Below are 18,910 nucleotides of genomic sequence, written 5' to 3'. Positions count from 1 at the left end.
GATTAGCAACTCAGGTTGACAACGAGCAGTTAGTCAACTACGGTTGCTAACGCCATGTTGATCGACCTGACCTCCCCCGAAGACCCCGCGGACGGCCTCGCCGCCGTGGTGGCGCTGCGACGCCTCGCCGAGCAACTCGAGGCCGCCGAGGTCGAGCGCGCGATGCGCGCCGGCTGGAGCTGGCCTGAGGTGGCGGAGGCGCTCGGGGTCACGCGGCAGGCGGTGCACAAGAAGCACGTCAAACGGCTTATCGCCGCTGGCGTGGAGCTGAGGAGACGCTGATGTTCAACAAGTTCACGGGTGAGGCGCGGCTGGTGGTCGGCGATGCCGTCGAGATCGCCCGCGACCTCGGCGCGAGCAATGTCGAGGCCGAGCACCTGCTGCTGGCCGTCACCCGCGGCGGCGGCCCGGTCGCGCAGGCCTTGGCGAGCGTCGGGCTCGACTTCGACGGCCTCAGCCAAGCGCTCGTCGCCGAGACCACGCGCAGCCTCGCCGCCGTGGGGGTGACGGCCGACGCGGTCGCCTTCAGCCCCTACGTCGAGCGCCCGAAGTTCGGCACGTCCGCCAAGCTCGTGCTCGAACGCGCGCTGCGCGCGGGGATCGCCGAGGACGACAAGCGGCTCTCGAGCAAGCACATCGTGCTCGGCGCCTTGCGTGCGCCAACCGGCACCGTCCCCCGCGCGCTGGAGTGCGCCGACGTGGACCGCGCCGCGCTGACCACGAAGATCAGCGCGCTGAGCGCTTGAGCCGCCGCGCGGAGTGCACGGTCAGGCCCGTGAGCAGGACCATCACTCCGATCGCGACCCACAGCAGTGGGTCCGACGCCGACAGGTTGTCGAGCGCATGGCCGAGGTACGTCGCGGCGGCGGTGATCGGCATCACGCCGATGAACGTCGTCCACGTGTAGCGCCACAGCGGCACGCGGGCGGCGCCGGCGAGGTAGCCGACGAGGCTGAACGGCACGAACGGGACGAGCCGTGAGAGCAGCAGCGCGGGGGCGCCGGAGCGGTCGATCAGCCCTTCGGCCGTCGCCACCCGCTTCTCGCCCGCCAGCCGCACCGCCAGCGGACGCCCGGCGATCCGCCCGAGCCAGTACGCGATCAGCCCCGAGAGCACCCACGAGACCATCACGATCGGGAACGCGACCCAGAAGCCGAACGCCAGCCCGGCGGTCGCGTTGACGATCTCCGCCGGGAAGAAGATCACCGAGTGGGCGAGGATCAGCGCGACGACGACGAACCCGCCCCACACGCCGAGCGAGCGCAGCTGGGCTTGAAGCGCGTCGACGTCCCCGTGCAGGACGTGGCTGAGCGCGGTGCGCAGCGGCTCGACGGCCCAGATGACCAGCGCGGCCGCCGCCAGCGCGGCGAATGTGAGCAGGAGGCGGCGGCGCACCGGGACCGAGGGTACGGCCTCCGGGGGCAAAAGCGAACCTCCGGCGACGGAGAACCCCCGGAATGGACACAGGTTGCCGCCCAGGCGCCGCCGCCGGCGCGCTGGGAGCCTGAACGACATGTCCACGACCGCCACACGAACCAGAATCCCGCTCGCCGGCGGCCACCTCGCCACTGCCATCGCCGGCGGCCTGATCCTCTTCCTCTCCGCCACGGCCGCCGTCTCCGGCGCCGCCCTGCAGTGGACGACGTCCAAGCAGGACGCCGCCGGCTACTACACGACCACCACCGAGCGCCTCGTGACCACCACGAGCGCGATCGCCACCGACGACCTCGACGTCAACGGCGTCCCGGGCTCGCTCGGCCGTGTCCGGATCACCGCGCAGTCGCGCAACAGCAAGCCGATCTTCACCGGCATCGCCCGCACCCGCGACGTCGACGCCTACCTCCGCAACACCGCCCACAAGACCCTGACCGACTTCGACGTCGACCCGTTCGACCCGACCTACCGCACCTCCCGCGGGACCGAAACGCCCGCCCGCCCCGCCGACCAGTCCTTCTGGGCCGCGACCAGCGACGGCGCCAAGCCCTTGGAGTGGAAGGTCCGTGACGGCAACTGGTCCGTCGTCGTCATGAACGCCGACGGCTCCGCGGGCGTCGACGCCGGCGTCAGCGCCGGCGCGAAGCTGCCGATCCTCGGCGACCTCGAGCTCGCCGCGTGGATCGCCGCCGCGCTCTTCCTCGCCCTCGGCGGCGGGCTGCTCGCCGCGGGTCTGAGACGTGGCACGATGCCCGCTGCGTGAACCCGCAGCCGCCCCAGTACACCCGTCGCCCCACCGGCGGCCGGCTCGCCCTCGTGATCATCGGCGCGCTGGTCGCCACGGCGTCGCTGGCCATCCTGGCGGGCGCGATCGTCCTGCACTGGGCCAACGGCAAGAGCGACGCGGGCGGCTTCTTCAACACGGCATACGTCCGGATCGCGGCCGGCACCTACGCGGTGACCAGCGAGAACGTGCAGATCGACGAAGGCTTCCTCGACGTCGTCGGCGCCGACCGCCTCCGGCTGCGGGTGCGCTCGAACACCAACCGGCCGGTCTTCGTCGGCGTCGCCCGCCCCGCCCAGGTCTCCGCCTACCTCGGGGACGCGGGCCGCGCCGTGCTGCAGGACGTGGAGTTCGCCCCCTTCAACCCCACCTACCTGACGTCCGGCAGCTCAGACGCATCCCCCGCGCCACCCACGAAGGAGGACTTCTGGCTGGCGCAGGTCACCGGGACCGGCACCCAGACCGTCGACTGGGACTCCAGCGGCCGCTGGGAGGTCGTGCTGATGAACGCCGACGCCGCGCGCGGCATCGACGCCTCGGTCAGCGCGGGCGCTCAGGCCAAGCTGGTCGGCCGGCTCGCGTGGATCGTGAGCGTGGCGGGGCTGGTGGTGTTGGCGTTCGGGGTGCTGCTGCTCGCGCTGGGACTCAGGCGTCGCCCGCTTGAGTCATCGCCTGCCGGATCTGCTTGGGGAGCATGAACCGGACGTCCTCGCGCAGGACCTCGAATTCCGACACGTCGGTCGTGCCGCGGGCGCGGAAGAAGTCCACCAGCGCGGTGACGAGCTCCTCCGGCGCGGACGCGCCGGACGAGATCCCGACCACGCGGGCGCCCTCGAGCCACTCCTCCTGGACCTGATCGGCGCCGTCGATCAGGTAGGACGCCGTGCCGAGGTCGCGCGCGACGTCGACCAAGCGGTTCGAGTTCGAGGAGTTCTTGGAGCCGATCACGAGCACCAGGTCGCACTGCTCGGCCATCTGCCGCACGGCGGCCTGGCGGTTCGTCGTCGCGTAACAGATGTCGTCGGTGCGCGGGCCCGTGATATGCGGGAAGCGCTCGCGCAGGCGGGCGATGATCGTGCGCGTCTCGTCGACCGCGAGCGTGGTCTGGGAGATGTAGGCGAGCTTGCGCTCGTCCTCGACCTCCAGCGTGTCCACGTCAGCCTCGGACTCGATCAGCACGATGTGGTCGGGCGCCTCGCCCATCGTGCCCTCGACCTCCTCGTGGCCGGCATGACCGATCAACACGATCGTGTAGCCCTCGGCGGCGAACTTGAGCGCCTCGCGGTGGACCTTGGTCACCAGCGGGCACGTCGCGTCGATCGTCACGAGATTGCGGCGCTCGGCGTCCGCGTGCACCGCGGGTGAGACGCCGTGGGCGGAGAAGACGGTGATCGCGCCCTCGGGGATCGTGTCCTCGAGCTCGTCGACGAAGACCGCCCCGCGCTCGCGCAGCGTCTCGACGACGTGCTTGTTGTGCACGATCTCCTTGCGGACGTACACCGGAGCGCCGTGGAGCTCCAGCGCGCGCTCGACGGTCTGGACGGCGCGATCGACGCCGGCGCAGTAGCCGCGCGGCGCCGCCAACAGCAGTTTCTCTGGCGCGTGCACTGCCTCCGATGGTAGAAGCGGTTCATGCTCGAGCACGCCTTTCGTCACGCCGAGGCGTTTCTGGCCTCGCTCCCCGACCGCCCGGTCGGGCCGCCGGTCGACCCGGACGCGCTGCGCGCCGCGCTCGGGCGCGAGCTGCCCGACGAGGGCGTTCCCGCCGAGCAGGTGATCGACGACCTCGTCGCCGGCGCGGACCCCGGCATCGTGGCCAGCGCCGGCCCGCGCTACTTCGGGTTCGTCACCGGCGGCGCGCTGCCCGCCGCGCTGGCGGCGGACTGGCTCGCCTCGGCGTGGGACCAGAACGCGCACATGTGGGTCGGCTCGCCCGCCGCAGCCGTGGTCGAGGAGGTCGTCGAGGAGTGGGTGCTCTCGCTGCTCGGGCTGCCCGCGAGCGCGAGCGTCGGGCTCGTGACGGGCGCGCAGATGGCCAACGTCACCTGCCTCGCGGTCGCCCGCGACGCGGTGCTCAAGCGCGCCGGGTGGGACGCCGCCGGCCAGGGGCTGATCGGCGCGCCGCCGATCACCGTGATCGCGGGACAGGAGGCGCACGCGACGGTCTTCAGCGCGCTGCGGATGATCGGCCTCGGCCGCGACGCCGCGCACCTGGTCGCCACTGACGACCAGGGCGCGATGGACCCCGACGCGCTCGCCCGCGCGCTCAAGGACGCCGGCCCCGCGATCGTGTGCGCGCAGGCGGGCAACGTGAACACCGGCGCGTTCGACCCGCTGGAGCCGATCGAGTACCTCTGCGAGCAGTCGGGCGCGTGGCTGCACGTCGACGGCGCGTTCGGGCTCTGGGCCGCGGCGTCGCCCCGGTACGCGCATCTCACCCGCGGCCTCGAGCGCGCGGACTCCTGGGCCACCGACGCCCACAAGTGGCTCAACGTCCCCTACGACGGCGGCCTGGCGATCGTCAAGGACCGCGCCGCGCACCGCGCCGCGCTGCGCCTCAGCGCCGCCTACCTCGTCGCGGGCGAGCAGCGCGACAACTACGACTACACGCCCGAGGCCTCCAGGCGCGCCCGCGGCTTCACGGTCTACGCCGCGCTGCGCTCGCTCGGCCGCACCGGGGTGGCCGAGCTGGTCGAGCGCAACTGCGCGCAGGCGACCCGCTTCGCCGAGCGCTTGCGCGCCGGCGGCGCGGAGGTCCTCAACGACGTCGTGCTCAACCAGGTGCTCGTCGCCGCGCCGCCGAGCGCGGTCGCGCGCATCCAGGCGGACGGGACGTGCTGGGTGGGCGGGACCGTCTGGGGCGGCCGCGAGGCGATCCGCATCTCGACCTCCAATTGGGCGACCACCGACGAGGATGTGGACCGATCTGCGCGGGCGATTCTCACCGCGATCACATCCCCTTGACGACCTGATGCTCTAGATCCGGGAGAAGTCTGCGGCGATGCAGACGCTCCCCAGATTCATCGCGGCCGCCGCAGTGGCCGCCGCGCTGGTCGCCCCGTCCGCGGCGGCCGCGGCCTCAGATCAGCTCAACCTCACCGACAGCACCGAGCGGATCGGCCCGGGCGTGACGCTCCGGCACCTCGTGACGCTCTCCGACATCGGCTGGACCGACGCGCAGGTCATGACCGTCGACCTCCAGGCACAGGGCGTGAAGGCCGACCTGCTGACCGCGGGCGCCGTCGCGCGCGGCTCGGCCCTGTCCGAGCAGGTCCGCGCGGCGGGCGCCGTCGCCGGCGTGAACGCCGACTTCTTTGACATCAACAACTCCAACGCCGCGATCGGGCCCGAGGTCCAGGGCGGCCTCGTGCGCAAGTCGGGCTTCGGCTCGACGCAGGTCGCGGGCGTGACGAACGGGCGCCTCGGGCGGCTCGCCAAGCTCACGCTCGACGCGACCGCGACGCTGCCCAGCGGTCCGCGCGTGGTCAAGAGCCTCAACGACCCGACCGACGCCGGCGCCAACGCGATCATCGCCTACACGCCGCTGTGGGGTACGTACTCGCGCGCCCGCGGGGTCAGCGGCTCGACCGACCTCGCCGAGGCGATCGTCACCGACGGCAAGGTCAGCGCCGTCAACCTCACCGGCGCCGGCGCGGGTCAGCTGCCGGAGGGCAGCTTCGCGCTCGTCGGCCGTGAGCAGGGCGCCACGGCGCTGCGCGCGCTGAAGGTCGGCGACGCCGTCACGTTGTCCTACGCGCTCAAGAGCGACATCGCCGACACGCTCGACTTCGCCGTCGGCGGCCGCCAGATCCTGGTCAAGGACGGCGTCCCGCAGCCGGAGTCGATCGTCGGCACCGACGGCCAGGCGCCGCGCACGTCGATCGGCTTCAAGGACGGCGGCAAGACGATGCTGCTGGTCACCGCCGACGGCCGCCAGTCGCTCGTGCTCGGCCCGACCCGCGCGCAGATGGGCGTGCTGATGGCCGACCTCGGCGCCGAGACGGCGCTGAACCTCGACGGCGGCGGATCGACCACGATGATCGCCCGCCCGCTCGGCAACCCGCTCGCGACGGTCCGCAACGTCCCGTCCGACGGCTCCGAGCGCAGCGATCCCAACGGCGTCGGCGTCTTCATCGCCCCCGGCGACGGCGCCGTCCACGGCCTCGACGTCGCCCCGGCCGACGCTCGCGTCTTCCCCGGTCTGCACCGCACGCTGAGCGCAGCGGGCCTGGACGATCGCGACGCGCCGGTCCCCACCGGCACGGTCGCGTGGAGCAGCGACAAGGCCACGATGAGCGGCGCCACGCTGCGCGCGCCGGACACCGCCGGCACCGTGAAGGTGCGCGCGCAGGCCGGTGCCGCGGACGCCTCGACGAGTGTTCGCGTGCTCGGCGCGCCGCGGGTGCTCGAGCCCAGCACCGCGCGGCTGAGCTTCGCCGAGCCGGACTCGGCGGCCGGCACGCTGCGGATCAGCGGCCGCGACGCCGACGGCTTCGCGACCACGATCGACCCGTCCGACCTCCAGCTCGACTACGACCACGCGGTGCTCGAGATCACCCCCTCGGGCGACGGCCTGAAGATCGATCCCGCCGCCAACGGCGCGACGATCCTCACCGTCAAGGCCGCCGGCTTGACCGCGAAGGTCCCGGTCACGGTGGGTGCCCAGACCGTCCTGATCAACGGCTTCGACACCGACGGCGTCTGGAAGTTCCGTCACGACCGCTCCCCCACCGGCAAGATCACGGTCGTCGACGACGGCCACACCGGCAAGGGCATGAAGGTCGACTACGACTTCACCGAGTCCACCGCCACCCGCTCCGCCGGCGCGGTGCTCAACACGCAGATCACGCTCCCCGGCCAGCCGCTGCGCGCGTCGGTCTGGGTCAAGGGCGACGGCCAGGGCCAGTGGGTGACGATCTCGCTGCGCGACGCGGCCAACAAGACGATCGACCTGCGCCCCGGGTACGCGACCGGCACCGGGTGGACGAAGTTCAGCGCCAGCCTGCCCGCGAGCGGGGTCCAGTACCCGGTGCGGGTGGACAACGTGCGCCTGATCGAGACCGCCGCGGCGCGGCTCTACAAGGGCTCGTTCATCCTCGACGACCTCGAGGTCGACGTGCCGAGCGAGATCGCCACGCCCGCGCCGGACGCGTTGGTCCCGGACCGCCTGATCAGCGCCGACGGTTCGCTGGGCGGGGCCGACTGGACGTTCGCGGCGCTGTCCGACGTGCAGTTCACGGCGGCCGCACCGGAGCTGGCGAAGGTCGGGATCGCGGCGCTGGCGCGCATCCGCGCGCAGCACCCGGACTTCGTCGTCCTCAACGGCGACATCGTCGACACGGGCTTCCCGGCCGACATCGCGCTGGCCAAGCAGACGCTCGAGGCGGGTGGGTGCGCGCTCGTGGGCGACGGCGCCCCGCCGGCACCGTCCGGCGACACCGTGCCCTGCCTCTACGTCCCCGGCAACCACGAGTCCTACGGGACGGACAACCTCGACGCTTGGAAGGCCGTCTTCGGCGCGCCGTACCGGACGTTCGACCACAAGGGCGTGCGCTTCGTGCTGCTCAACAGCACCCGCGGCACGCTGCGCGGCTCCGACTGGGGCCAGCTCCCGATGCTGCAGGACGCGCTCGATGCCGCGCAGCAGGACCCGAGCGTCAAGCAGGTCATGGTCTTCGCCCACCACCCGACCAACGACCCCGACCCGGGTGACGCGTCGCAGCTCGGCGACCGCAAGGAGGGCGCGCTGATCGAGTCGCTGCTCAGCGGCTTCAGCGCGAAGTCCGGCAAGCGCGCCGCGATGGTCGGCTCGCACGCACAGATCGTCAACGTCGACCGTGTCGAGGGCGTGCCGTACATGGTGCTCCCGTCCTCGGGCAAGTCGCCCTACGGCACGCCGGATCGCGGCGGCTTCACCGGGTGGGTGCGCTACGGCATCCATGGCTCGGACGAGCCGCGGGCGGACGTCCGCGCCTTCGCGCAGTCGATCGCCCTCACCGGGCCGGATGCGCTCGCGGCAGGCTCGACCGCCGTGCTCGGCGGCGAGCTGGTGCAGCCCAACGGCGTCGCCGCCGGCACCCGCAAGGTCCCGCTGCGCTACCCGATGTCCGTGCGCTGGTCGGGCGACAGCGCGCTCGCCGTCGGCGGCAGCGTCGACGAGGCGCGCCGCGCCGGCAAGGTCGCGGTGCTCGATCCCTCCACGCGCGAGCTGACCGCGGTGCGCGCCGGAACGGTGACCGTCGCCGCCGAGGCCGACTCGATGCGCGAGGGCGATGACCTCTCGCCGATCCGCGCGGAGAAGACGATCGTGGTCGCCCCGTTCGTCGCGCCGCCGGTTCCCGGCAGCGTCGGCGGCACGGTTCCCGCGACGCTCGCCCTGACACTGGGGGCGCCTGCAAGCTTCGGCGCCTTCACGCCGGGCGTCGAGAAGGAGTACACGGCGACCACGACCGCGACGGTCATCTCGACCGCGGCCGACGCGACGCTCTCCGTGGACGGTGGAAGCCTCGCCAACGGCGCCTTCACGCTGCGCACGCCGCTGGAGGGCACGGGCGTCCTGAAGACGTGGGACGCCCCGGCGAGCAACGCGATCGTGCCGATCACGTTCCGCCAGAAGATCTCGGCGACCGAGCCGCTGCGCACCGGCAGCTACTCCAGGACGCTGACCTTCACGCTCGCGACTACCGCGCCCTGAGGAACTCCAGCACGGCCTCGCCGCTCTTGTCCAAGCTCGCCTTGGACACGGCGGTGAGGTCGTCGCAGGGCTTGTGCCAGCAGGGGAAGTTGAAGTCGATCAGATCGATCGCGGGGACGCCGGCCTGCAGGAACGGCGTGTGGTCGTCCTCGACGGTGCCCTGCTGGGTGTCGGGGAACGCCGAGTCGCTGCCCACCCGCTCGGCGGCCTCGCGCAGATCCGCCCACATCGACGCGTCCGAGCTCTGCTCATACGGGATCGCCAGGTTCTTGTTGGCGACGAAGTCGAGCAGGACGAGCTCCTTGATCCGCTTGGCGTACTTCTTGGCGAACGCCTTGGAGCCGCGCACGCCGGTGCCGAGGAAGTCGTTGTCGTCGGTGGCCTCCTCGCCGTCGAAGGCGACGAACCAGATCGGAGAGGCGTTCTTGGGGCGCTTCATCGTCTTCATCACCCGCGCGATCTCGAGCATCTGCGCGGTGCCGCCGGCGCCGTCGTTGGCGCCCACGAAGTCCGGGATGTCCTTCGTGTCGTAGTGGGCGGAGAGCACGATCGGCTTGCCCTTCCCGGGGATCTTGCCGACCACGTTCTGCAGGCCGCCCGCGACGGGCTCGATGTGGCTGTTGGGCAGGTGCGCCTTGATGTAGGCGGCGAGCTCCTTGGACTTCGCGCTGCCCGCGGGCCGCGGGCCGAGGTTGACCTGGTACTCGAGCGTCTTCCAGGCGCGGTCGCCGTCGAAGCGGTTGACCTTCGTGGCCGCGGTCGCCTCGGGCGTTGCCACGACCTGTTCGGCGGTCGGCGCGGAGGTCTGCGCGGCGGGCTGGGGATCGCTCGAGCCCCCGCAGGCACCGAGCACGAAGACGCAGGCGATGGCGGCCAGCATCCGGCTAGTCATTCGCGCTGACGGCGGCGAGCAACTCGGCGAAGCGCGCGCGGGCGTCTTCGCGGCGGGTGGGGACGTGCTCGGACGGCACGTCGTGGGCCTCGTAGCCGCGCAGGATCTGGCGGGCGACCGACTGCCGGTGCACCTCGTCGGCGCCGTCGTAGAGGCGCGCGGCGCGCGCATAGCGGTACATCGCTTCCAAGGGTAGATCGGTCGAGTACCCAAGTGCCCCATGAATCTGCAGCGCGCGGTCGACGACGTCGAAGAGCACGTTGGCGCCGAAGAACTTGATCAGCGAGATGTCGGTGCGGGCCGCGGCGGCGCCCTCGTTGTCCATCCGCCAGGCGGCGTGCAGCGTCATCAGCCGCGCCGCCTGCATCTGCGCCGCGGAGTCCGCGATCCAGTTCTGGATCGTCTGCTTGTCGGAGAGCTGGGAGCCGAACGCGTAGCGCGACAGCGCGCGCTCGCAGAGCATGTCGAACGCGCGCTTGGACACGCCGAGCCAGCGCATGCAGTGATGGATGCGGCCCGGGCCGAGCCGGTGCTGGGCGATCAGGAACCCTTCGCCCTCGCCGCCGAGCAGCGCGTCGGCGGGGATGCGGACGTTCTCGTAGACGATCTCGGCGTGCCCGCCGTAGCGGCCGAAGTGCTCGGCCGGATGCTCCATCGTCGCGATGTCGCGGACGATGTTCACGCCCGGCGTGTCGGCGTCGACGATGAACATCGACGCGCGCTGGTGCGGCCGCGCGTCGGGATCTGAGACGGCCATCACGATCAGGAAGTCGGCGACGCTGCCGTTGGTCGAGAACCACTTGTGGCCGTTGATGACCCAGTGGTCGCCGTCCTTGACCGCGCGGGTCTGCAGAAGCGTCGGATCGCTGCCCGCGGTCTCGGGCTCGGTCATGGAGAACGCTGACCGCAGGTCGCCCGCCAGCAGCGGGTGCAGATAGCGCTCCTTCTGATCCGGCGAGCCCGCGAGCGCGAGGATCTCGCTGTTGCCCGAGTCCGGCGCCGCGTTGCCGAACACGGCGGGCGCGTAGGGCGACGTGCCCAGGATCTCGTGCATCAGGCCGAGCTTGACCTGCCCGAACCCCTGGCCGCCGAGCTCAGGCGGCAGGTGCGCGGCCCACAGCCCGCGCGCCTTCACCTGGTCCTGCAGCGGCTTGATCGCGCGCCGGAAGCCCTCCTCGCCGAGCTCCTCGAAGACGGTCTCGATCGGCCACACCTCGCGCTTGACGAGGTCGCGCATCCAGTCCAGTTGCTCCTGGAACTCGGGGTCCGTGGAGAAGTCCCATGCCATTTGTCGATCATCGCACGGCTCGCTCAACGACCCACAGGATCAGCCCGAAGAGGAGAAGACCACCAGCCCACAGGACGAGCTTCGGATCTTCGACGACCTGCTGGACGGCGAGCCCCGCACAGGTGGCGGCGCCGAGCCACGGGAGCGCGGTCCAGGCCTTGAAGTGGTCGTGCTCGACGGGCTGGCGGCGCAGCACCAGCAGCGCCACATTGACGAAGATGAACACGAGGAGGAGCAGGAGGACGGTCGTATCCGCGAGGGTTTCGAGGTCGCCGAGCGTCACCAGCACCGCGGCTACCGCGGTGCTGAAGAGGATCGCCACCCATGGCGTTCGGCGGCCCTCGTGGACACGGCCGAGGACACGCGGCACGACCCCCTCGTTGGCCATCCCGTACAGCAGCCGCGAGGCCATCACGAGGTTCAGCAGGCAGCCGTTGACGAGGGCGAAGAGCGCGATCGCGCTGAAGAACTTGGAGTCGACGGCGAGTGGGCCCTGGGTGACGACCTCCAGCAACGGCCCGTCGGAGCCGGCGAGCGTGTCGGCGGGCACCGTCATGCCGGCGATGATCGCCACGACGAGATAGACGGCGCCGGCGATGCCGAGGCCCATGAACAGCGTGCGCGGGAACGCGTGGGTGGAGTCCTTGGTCTCCTCGGCGACGTTGACCGCGTCCTCGAAGCCGATCAGCGCGTAGAACGCGATCGAGGCGCCCGCGACGACGAGCAGCGCGGGCGTGGTGTCTGAGTCCTTGAACTCGAACGCGCGGGCGGCGTCGCCGCCGCCGTCGAACAGGAACGCGGCGCCGATCACGACGACCAGGAACAGGCCGCCGAGCTCGATGAGCGTGCAGCCAAGGTTGAACCCGGCGGACTCCTTGATGCCGCGGAAGTTGATCAGCGAGACGCCGGCGATCACCGCCAGCCCGACGAGGACGGTCGGCAGCTCGACGAACTCGCTCAGGTAGTCGCCGCCGAAGGCCGTGGCCAGTGCGGCGGCGCTGCTCACGCCGCTGCACATCACCGCGAACGCGACGATGAACGTCAGCAGCGGCCGTTTGAACGCCTTGTGGACGTAGAGCGCGGCGCCCGCGGCCTGCGGGTACTTGGCGACCAGCTCGGCGTAGGAGGCGGCCGTGAAGGCCGCGATCACGCCGGCCAGCGCGAAGCCGGTCCAGAGGGCTCCGCCCACCTCGCCCGCGACCTCGCCGGTGCGGGCGTAGATGCCGCCGCCGAGGATGTCACCGACGATGAAGAGCAGCAGCATCTTCTTGGTCAGCGTCGGGCTGAGCTTGCTCTCGCGCGGCGTGGTCGGCAGGGCTTCAGCGTGTGCGGCCATTCCCACGCCGGACCCATCGGAATCTCATGTCAAGCCGAGGGCGGCTGCTGCCGATATGGCCTGCATCATGTCGCGCGCGCTTTCTCTTCTTGCCGCTCTTGCAAGCCCCGTCTTCATGTGTGCCGCCATCGCCGGATGGCTGTTCGAGGTCTGGCCGGCCAACCCGCTCACGCTCGGCGTAGCCGGGCTGCTGGTCGTCGGCGGGCCGATCCTCGGCATCGTCCACGTCGCCACCGCCGGTGGCCACGAGGACGAGGACGAGGAAGAGGTCGTCGAGGAGGAGACGGTCGTGATGGCCCCGCCCGTGCTCGTCCGGCGCCCGATCCCCGAGCCCCTGCTGATGACGGAGAAGGCCGCGGCGGCCGCGCGGTTCGCCTCCTGGCGCGACACGCCGAACGCGGCGATCGAGCAGCGCGAACGCGCTCGCCGCGCCTCGCAATACATCCGAAGCTAGTGTCGTGCGGCGGTGCTGGTCGCCGCCGCATGTCTCGGAGTCGTCGCCGGCGCGATGCTGCAGGCCGCGACCGGCTTCGGTTTCTCGCTGCTCGCCGCGCCCCTGCTGTTCGCCGCGATCGACCCCGAACCGGCGGTCGTGTTGCTCCTTGTTCTAGGACTCGAGGTCAACGTGCTGACCTTGGCCGGCGAGCGACGACGCCCGCGACCGTTGCCGCGGACGACCGCGCTGCTGCTGGCCTGGGCGACGCCCGGTGCGCTGGCCGGGGTGGCCGTGCTGCGCGCGCTGCCGCCGGGGGCGCTGCAGGTCGCGGTGACGCTCGGGGTCGTCGGCACGCTCGCCGCGCGGCGGGTGACGACGGCGCACGTGCCGGCGTGGGCGGCGGGGCTCGCGGCGGGAGCGCTCACCACCACGACGTCGACGAACGGACCGCCGCTGCTCCTGCACCTGTTGGGCCGCGGCGTGACGCCCACGCAGGTGCGCGACACGCTCACGGTGTGCTTCGTCGGGCTCGCCGGGCTGGGTGCGCTGGCGCTGTTCGGCACCGGTGATCCCGCGCTGCCCGACGCCGGGCTCACGCTCGGTCTGCTGCCGGCCGTGGCCGCCGGTCACCTCGTCGGGCGGCGCGCGTTCAGGCGACTATCAGAAAGCGGGCGCTATGAGCTTGTCCTAACGGTCGCATTGGTCGCCGCCGTGGGCGTCGGCCTCATCGGCGCATTGGTGTAGACCCGTTACGCTTCGGCCGGAATGGCGCAGTCTCACGGAGACCGGCTTTCAGCCGTCGACGCCTCGTTTCTGGCGCAGGAGCGAGCGAACAGCCACATGCACGTCGGGGCGGTCCTGATCTTCGAGGGCCCGGCTCCGGCGTATGACGACTTCCTCAACCACATCCGGTCGCGGCTGCACCTCGTACCGCGCTACCGGCACAAGCTCGCGTTCCCGCCGCTTGAGACCGGCCGGCCGATCTGGGTCGACGATCGCAACTTCAACCTCGAGTACCACGTGCGCCACACGGCGTTGCCGCAGCCGGGGTCCGAGGAGCAGTTGCGGGCGCTCGCCGCGCGCATCCACTCGCAGCGGCTGGACCGCGCGAAGCCGCTGTGGGAGACGTGGCTCGTGCAGGGCCTGGAGCGCGGGCGCTTCGCGCTGATCTCCAAGTCGCACCACGCGCTCGTCGACGGGATCTCGGGCGTCGACCTGATGACCGTGCTCTTCGACGCGACGCCGATCCCGCAGGTCGCACCGCACGAGGGCGAGCCGTGGACCGCGGCGCGTGAGCCGGGGCCGCTGCAGCTCGCCGCGCGCGGCGTGAAGGGCCTCGCGCGCCTGCCCTTCGAGCTGGCCGGCGGGGCGCTGTCGGCGGCCACCCATCCGGCCGAGTCGCTCGACGTCGTCAAGGAGGCGCTGGAGGGCATCGGCGAGGTCGCGTGGGCGGGGCTGAACCCCGCGCCGGAGACGCCGTTGAACGTGCCGATCGGGCCGCACCGGCGGCTGTCGTTCGTGCGCAACGACCTCAACGACCTCAAGCTCGTCAAGAACACGCTGGGCGGGACCGTCAACGACGTCGTGCTGACCGTCGTGGCGGGCGGGCTGCGGCGCTGGTTGCGGGCGCGCGGCGTGCGTACCGAGGGCCTGGAACTGCGCGCGCTCGTGCCGGTCTCGGTGCGCGCGAAGGACCAGCATCACGAGCTCGGCAACCGGATCGTGGTGATGCGCGGGCCGCTGCCGGTCTACGTCGAGGACCCGGTCGCGCGGCTACGCGTGGTCCGGCAGGCGATGGACGGCCTGAAGGAGTCCAAGCAGGCCGTTGGGGCCGAGGTCATCACCGGGCTGGAAGCGCTGGCGCCGCCGACGATCCTCGCCCAGGCGTCACGGCTGCAGTTCTCCACGCGGCTGTTCAACCTGCTCGTGACCAACGTCCCGGGACCGCAGTTCCCGCTGTACGTGCTCGGGCGCGAGCTCGAGGACCTGTTCCCGGTCGCGTTCCTCCCCGAGAACCAGTCGCTGGCCGTCGCGATCATGTCCTACAACGGCCGGATGGACTTCGGCCTGCTCGGCGACTACGACGCGCTGCCTGACCTCGAGGAGCTGGGCGACGCGTTGAAGGACTCGCTCGAGGAACTGGTCGTCGCGGCGGGCGGGCGCAAGCCCAAGCGCCGGCGCGCGCGCAAGCTCGAACCCGCCTGATAACACGACGCGCCGGCGGCGCTCATAAGTTGCCGCCCGATGAGAGTCCGAACCTTCCTCGGCGCGCTGCTCGGCACCGCGCTGCTGACCCCCGCGGCGGCGCACGCGCAGCCCGCGCCGCTCGCGCAGACCGAGTTCACTGCCGCCTACGCCGGCGAGGCCAAGCTCGTCCTCAACGCCTCAGCGCCGGGCGCCGACTGGGGCGTCGCGGGCAAGGAGTCCGCGCTGCTGACGGTCTCCGTCGACGGCAAGCCGGTCACCGACGTCGTCACGTTCTTCGGCGCGGTGCCGCTGGACTACGACGTCGCGATCGGGCGCGTCAGCGCCGGCAAGCACGACATCACGGTCACGCTCGACGCCGAGAAGTCGCCGGTGCAGAACGCGGTGGTCACCAGCCTGAAGCCGTCGCTCGCCGCCGAGGGTGACCTCGTCGCCCGGTACGCGCCGATCCTCTACGGCCGCAACCTGCCGACGATCCCCGGCACGTACGAGAACGTCAACACCGACGTGCCGATCATCTCGTACCACACGACCGCCGTCGACGCCCAGGGCAACCGGACGATCGAATACACGATGGTCTGGTCCAACGAGGACGGCGGCACCAACACGCCGTCGCTGATGGCGCGCTGGGGCCGGACGACCGACATCGAGTGGCTCTACCGCGTCGTCGTCGACCCGCAGGGCAATCGCATCAGCGACGCCTACCAGTCCTCCGGCCATGGCACCGTCGCGTTCGACGGCATCCGCGAGGCCGATCACCCGCTCCTGCAGGTCGTCACGAGCAACAACAACATGGCCGCGGTGACCGACCTCGCGACGTCGTCCGGGTACCGCTTCTTCCTCGACACCGTCGACGAACTGCCCGCCGATCGCTCCCGTGAGGTCATGATGGACGCCCACCCGTGGACGTACCAGGTGATGGCGAAGGAGATGGCGCGCGAGGGCAAGATCGAGGCCGTCGCCAACCCGGACACGCAGGCGATGTCCGACCAGCGCAACTACCTCTACACCGACGTCAAGAAGAAGACGTCCTACCCGGTCGCGCCGCGCGCCGGCAGCTTCGCGGGCGTCGCGCTGGCCGCGAAGGTGGGCGACAAGTGGTACACGTCGCACCACGGCAGCACCAGCATCTCGATCGAGCGTGACGACCCGGCCGCGACCACGATCGAGCTCCCGGCCGGCACGACCGCGCACGACATCACCGCGCTGAAGGCGCTGTCCGTCAAGAACGGCACCGTCGGCGACTACAGCATCGACGTCCTGGCGATCCGCCGCGGCTTCCTGCTCGACGCCGACTACCTGCCGACGCCGTCGTTCCTCACCTGGTCCGGCAAGGAGACCCTGACGCAGGCGCGGACCGAGGCACTCTTGTGGTCGCGCACGAGCGCGGACGGGGGCGCCGGCGGCACCGTCCCGGCGACGCTCTCGCTGTCGATGGGCGCCGCCGCGTCCTTCGGCGCGTTCACGCCCGGCGTGGACAAGACCTACACGGCCTCGACGATCGCCGACGTCACCTCGACGGCGGGCGACGCCGCGCTGACGGTCAGCGAGCCCGGCCGTTTGGCCAACGGCACGTTCACGCTGCCCGAGCCGCTGCAGGTCGCGTTCTCGAAGTCCGCCTGGACCGGCCCGGTCTCCCACGACTCCGTCGCTGTGAACTTCAGCCAGCACATCGGCGCCACCGACGCGCTGCGCACGGGCGCCTACGCGAAGACGCTGACCTTCACTTTGTCGACGCAGACGCCCTAGTTGATGGGCGGCCGGCGGATCAGCGCCGGCAGCTTGAAGACGTCCTCGAACTCTTCGTGGAAGTTCGGGGACAGCGAGCCGGAGATCGGCGGGATCATCCATGACCACTCGGCTTCGACCGGGCAGCCCTTCTTCTCCTCGGACTTCGACCACTTGTGGAACTTCTGGGCCGCCGTGTGGTGGTCATCCATGCGGATGCCGGCCTTGTCGTAGGAGTACAGGACCGCGGCCGTGAGCTCGATCACGGCCCGGTCCTTCCACAGCGAGCGCACGTCGGTCGTGTCGATCCCGAGCGCCTCGGCGATCTCGGGCAGCAGGTTGTAGCGGTACGTGTCCGAGAAGTCGCGGGCGCTGATCTCAGGGGCCAGGTACCAGCCGGTGAACGGCGCGAGCGGGTAGTTGATGCCGCCGATCGAGAGCACGTTGTCGCAGATCGACGGGAAGCCCCACCAGCGCAGGCCCAGCTCGGCGAGGCCCTCGATCGTCGGATGCTCGATCTCGACCTCGTGGGCGAGGCCCTCAGGGATCTCGTGCACGGTGATCGTGCCGTCGCCGGTCTCGACGACCAGCGGCAGGACGTCGAAGCGACCCTCCTGCACGGGGTTCCAGCCGTTGGCCTTGGCGACGTCGGTCAGGTCGACCGTGTTCGGGTCGCCCACGATCGTCCCGTCCGCCTGGCGGTGGCCGGCGTAGGAGATCAGCTGGCTGTTGCGCACGATCGCGGCCTTCTGGCCCGGCCGCTCCGGCGCGAAGATGGTGATCGAGGGCTTGATCCGGCCCTTGTTGTGCACGAACTCGGTGTGATCCAGGCACCCGTCGGCGATCGCCTCGGCGTCGGTCACGTCGCGGAAGTCGCGCACCGTGAGCCCGCGCCAGTAGAGCTTGCCGATGCAGCGGGTGTTGTGGCGCCAAGCGAGGCGCGCACCGACCGTCAACTCCTCCTCCGTGTGGACGTAGGTGCCGGTCGCGGCGATCTCCGCGATCACGTCCTGGACGCGCAGCCGCCACTCGGCGTCCGTCAGCGTCATGTACTCCTTGTACTGCTCGAAGAACTCGCGAACCTCTTTCGGATTCGGCGCGCCTTCGACGTCGACGAAGGTCGGAGCGGCGGTCTCGGCGGAGGAGGCAAGATCAGCGACCCAATGCACCGGGCAGCCGGTGACCGCGGGGGTCTCGGTGGTGACGGCCGGAGCCGATGCGAGGTTCGTGGACACGATCCAGATATTCGGTCCGCAACCGCACAGCTTTAGCCCACTCGACGATCGACCTATCGGGGTCCGCGTACCTGGCTTCGTGAGCGCCGTGATCGGAAAGTAAGCCTCAGGCGTACTTTTCGATCACGGCAGCGCGCGGTGCCGGCGAAGGCCGCGCCGTTGCTACCGCCGACTGGCGAACTCCTAGTAACCGAGAGCGAACTTGGCGTCCTCGGACATCTTGTCCGGGGTCCACGCCGGGGTGAAGACCATGTTCGGGATCACCTGCTCGACGCCGGGGAGCTCGCCGACGAACTCCTGCATCTGCTCGGAGACCTGCGGGCCGATCGGACAGGCGGGGGTCGTGAGCGTGAAGGTCACGTTCACTGTGCCGCCGTCGATCTCGACCCCGTAGACCAGGCCAAGCTCGACGAAATCCAGGCCCAGCTCGGGGTCGATGACGTTGGAGAGCGCCTCGAGGACGTCGTCTTGATCGATCATCGTCACACGAGTGTAGGAAAGTCAGCGGTTGTGACCCTGTACGAACCGGGCGGTTCGTTGTACCGTCCGCGGATCGTTTCCTTCGACGCACAGCTGGCCATCCTCCGAATCGAGGGGGATGAGGACCGGACGACGAGCGGCCGCCGCCGCCGTCCGTTCTCCGCGGCCCTGACCGCCACGCGTGACGTGATCGTGGATCTGTCCGGGCTGACGTTCGCGGACCCGTCGCTGATGATCGACCTGGCGTGCCTCGCGCAGCGGCTGCGCGCACGCGGGGTGACGCTGTGGCTGGCGCACCCGCAGCCGAACATCCGCACGCTGATCGAGACCGTGGGCCTGCATCGCTTGCCGGCCGTACGCATCGACGGCGCAAAGCCGGCCTTCACGTAAGCGTCATA

The 18,910-nt window shown here is 71.0% G+C and carries 18 protein-coding genes; 11 read left to right on the top strand and 7 right to left on the bottom strand.

Annotated elements, in window-relative coordinates; translation table 11 throughout:
- The first annotated feature begins 54 nt into the window (after positions 1-54).
- Together OM076_RS32980 and OM076_RS32975 are read left to right on the top strand one after the other, a co-directional pair.
- Positions 55-282 (top strand): helix-turn-helix domain-containing protein, encoded by a 228-nt coding sequence (locus OM076_RS32980; protein ID WP_270044408.1) that lies wholly within the window; start codon positions 55-57, stop codon positions 280-282.
- The gene (locus OM076_RS32975; protein ID WP_270044407.1) at positions 282-746 is read left to right on the top strand and encodes a Clp protease N-terminal domain-containing protein; all 465 of its coding nucleotides are present in this window, start codon (positions 282-284) and stop codon (positions 744-746) included. The genes OM076_RS32980 and OM076_RS32975 overlap by 1 nt, the downstream gene beginning before the upstream one ends.
- Here the strand turns inward: OM076_RS32975 and OM076_RS32970 are convergent.
- On the bottom strand, positions 727-1,395 hold the full coding sequence (locus OM076_RS32970) for a TVP38/TMEM64 family protein (protein WP_270044406.1): 669 nt from the start codon (positions 1,393-1,395) through the stop codon (positions 727-729). The two genes, OM076_RS32975 and OM076_RS32970, sit on opposite strands and share 20 nt — an antisense overlap.
- Before the next feature lie 118 nt (positions 1,396-1,513).
- Here OM076_RS32970 and OM076_RS32965 point away from each other — a divergent pair, with 118 nt between their 5' ends.
- Both OM076_RS32965 and OM076_RS32960 read left to right on the top strand, forming a co-directional pair.
- Positions 1,514-2,197: a hypothetical protein gene (locus tag OM076_RS32965; RefSeq protein WP_270044405.1), complete on the top strand. Its 684-nt coding sequence runs from the start codon at positions 1,514-1,516 to the stop codon at positions 2,195-2,197.
- Complete coding sequence (locus OM076_RS32960) at positions 2,194-2,916, top strand: hypothetical protein (RefSeq protein WP_270044404.1); 723 nt, start codon at positions 2,194-2,196, stop codon at positions 2,914-2,916. The genes OM076_RS32965 and OM076_RS32960 overlap by 4 nt, the downstream gene beginning before the upstream one ends.
- On the opposite strand, the gene OM076_RS32955 is transcribed toward OM076_RS32960, so the two are convergent.
- Complete coding sequence (locus OM076_RS32955) at positions 2,864-3,826, bottom strand: 4-hydroxy-3-methylbut-2-enyl diphosphate reductase (protein ID WP_270044403.1); 963 nt, start codon at positions 3,824-3,826, stop codon at positions 2,864-2,866. The two genes, OM076_RS32960 and OM076_RS32955, sit on opposite strands and share 53 nt — an antisense overlap.
- A 24-nt stretch (positions 3,827-3,850) precedes the next feature.
- Between OM076_RS32955 and OM076_RS32950 the strand changes: the two genes are divergently transcribed.
- Both OM076_RS32950 and OM076_RS32945 read left to right on the top strand, forming a co-directional pair.
- Complete coding sequence (locus OM076_RS32950; RefSeq protein ID WP_270044402.1) at positions 3,851-5,182, top strand: pyridoxal phosphate-dependent decarboxylase family protein; 1,332 nt, start codon at positions 3,851-3,853, stop codon at positions 5,180-5,182.
- Positions 5,183-5,219: 37 nt separating this feature from the next.
- Positions 5,220-8,912, top strand: coding sequence for a phosphodiester glycosidase family protein (locus tag OM076_RS32945; RefSeq protein ID WP_270044401.1), 3,693 nt, complete (start codon positions 5,220-5,222; stop codon positions 8,910-8,912).
- Here the strand turns inward: OM076_RS32945 and OM076_RS32940 are convergent.
- Genes OM076_RS32940 through OM076_RS32930 form a run of 3 tightly spaced genes read right to left on the bottom strand, consistent with a single transcriptional unit; the run spans position 8,899 to position 12,428 of the window.
- Complete coding sequence (locus OM076_RS32940; protein ID WP_270044400.1) at positions 8,899-9,792, bottom strand: M28 family metallopeptidase; 894 nt, start codon at positions 9,790-9,792, stop codon at positions 8,899-8,901. The genes OM076_RS32945 and OM076_RS32940 overlap by 14 nt on opposite strands.
- 4 nt (positions 9,793-9,796) lie before the next feature.
- Positions 9,797-11,092 (bottom strand): acyl-CoA dehydrogenase family protein, encoded by a 1,296-nt coding sequence (locus OM076_RS32935; RefSeq protein WP_270044399.1) that lies wholly within the window; start codon positions 11,090-11,092, stop codon positions 9,797-9,799.
- A 7-nt stretch (positions 11,093-11,099) separates the two neighbouring features.
- The gene (locus tag OM076_RS32930; protein ID WP_270044398.1) at positions 11,100-12,428 is read right to left on the bottom strand and encodes an APC family permease; all 1,329 of its coding nucleotides are present in this window, start codon (positions 12,426-12,428) and stop codon (positions 11,100-11,102) included.
- Positions 12,429-12,543: 115 nt separating this feature from the next.
- Between OM076_RS32930 and OM076_RS32925 the strand changes: the two genes are divergently transcribed.
- The 4 genes from OM076_RS32925 to OM076_RS32910 are packed head-to-tail and all read left to right on the top strand — an operon-like array spanning position 12,544 to position 16,818.
- Positions 12,544-12,882 (top strand): hypothetical protein, encoded by a 339-nt coding sequence (locus tag OM076_RS32925; RefSeq protein ID WP_270044397.1) that lies wholly within the window; start codon positions 12,544-12,546, stop codon positions 12,880-12,882.
- Between the two features lie 12 nt (positions 12,883-12,894).
- Positions 12,895-13,608: a TSUP family transporter gene (locus OM076_RS32920; RefSeq protein WP_270044396.1), complete on the top strand. Its 714-nt coding sequence runs from the start codon at positions 12,895-12,897 to the stop codon at positions 13,606-13,608.
- Between the two features lie 21 nt (positions 13,609-13,629).
- Entirely contained in the window at positions 13,630-15,069 is a 1,440-nt protein-coding gene (locus tag OM076_RS32915; protein WP_270044395.1) for a WS/DGAT/MGAT family O-acyltransferase, read from the top strand.
- Between the two features lie 39 nt (positions 15,070-15,108).
- A complete protein-coding gene (locus OM076_RS32910) occupies positions 15,109-16,818 on the top strand; it encodes a hypothetical protein (RefSeq protein WP_270044394.1) in 1,710 nt (569 codons plus the stop codon).
- Here the strand turns inward: OM076_RS32910 and OM076_RS32905 are convergent.
- Both OM076_RS32905 and OM076_RS32900 read right to left on the bottom strand, forming a co-directional pair.
- Entirely contained in the window at positions 16,815-18,032 is a 1,218-nt protein-coding gene (locus OM076_RS32905; protein WP_270044393.1) for a nitric oxide synthase oxygenase, read from the bottom strand. The genes OM076_RS32910 and OM076_RS32905 overlap by 4 nt on opposite strands.
- 183 nt (positions 18,033-18,215) lie before the next feature.
- Complete coding sequence (locus tag OM076_RS32900) at positions 18,216-18,512, bottom strand: metal-sulfur cluster assembly factor (RefSeq protein WP_270044392.1); 297 nt, start codon at positions 18,510-18,512, stop codon at positions 18,216-18,218.
- On the opposite strand from OM076_RS32900, the gene OM076_RS32895 reads away from it, so the two are divergent.
- Positions 18,501-18,902 (top strand): STAS domain-containing protein, encoded by a 402-nt coding sequence (locus OM076_RS32895; protein WP_270044391.1) that lies wholly within the window; start codon positions 18,501-18,503, stop codon positions 18,900-18,902. The two genes, OM076_RS32900 and OM076_RS32895, sit on opposite strands and share 12 nt — an antisense overlap.
- Positions 18,903-18,910 lie beyond the last annotated feature (8 nt).

Source organism: Solirubrobacter ginsenosidimutans, from assembly GCF_027587205.1.
This window is presented reverse-complemented; position numbering and strand designations above follow the sequence as displayed.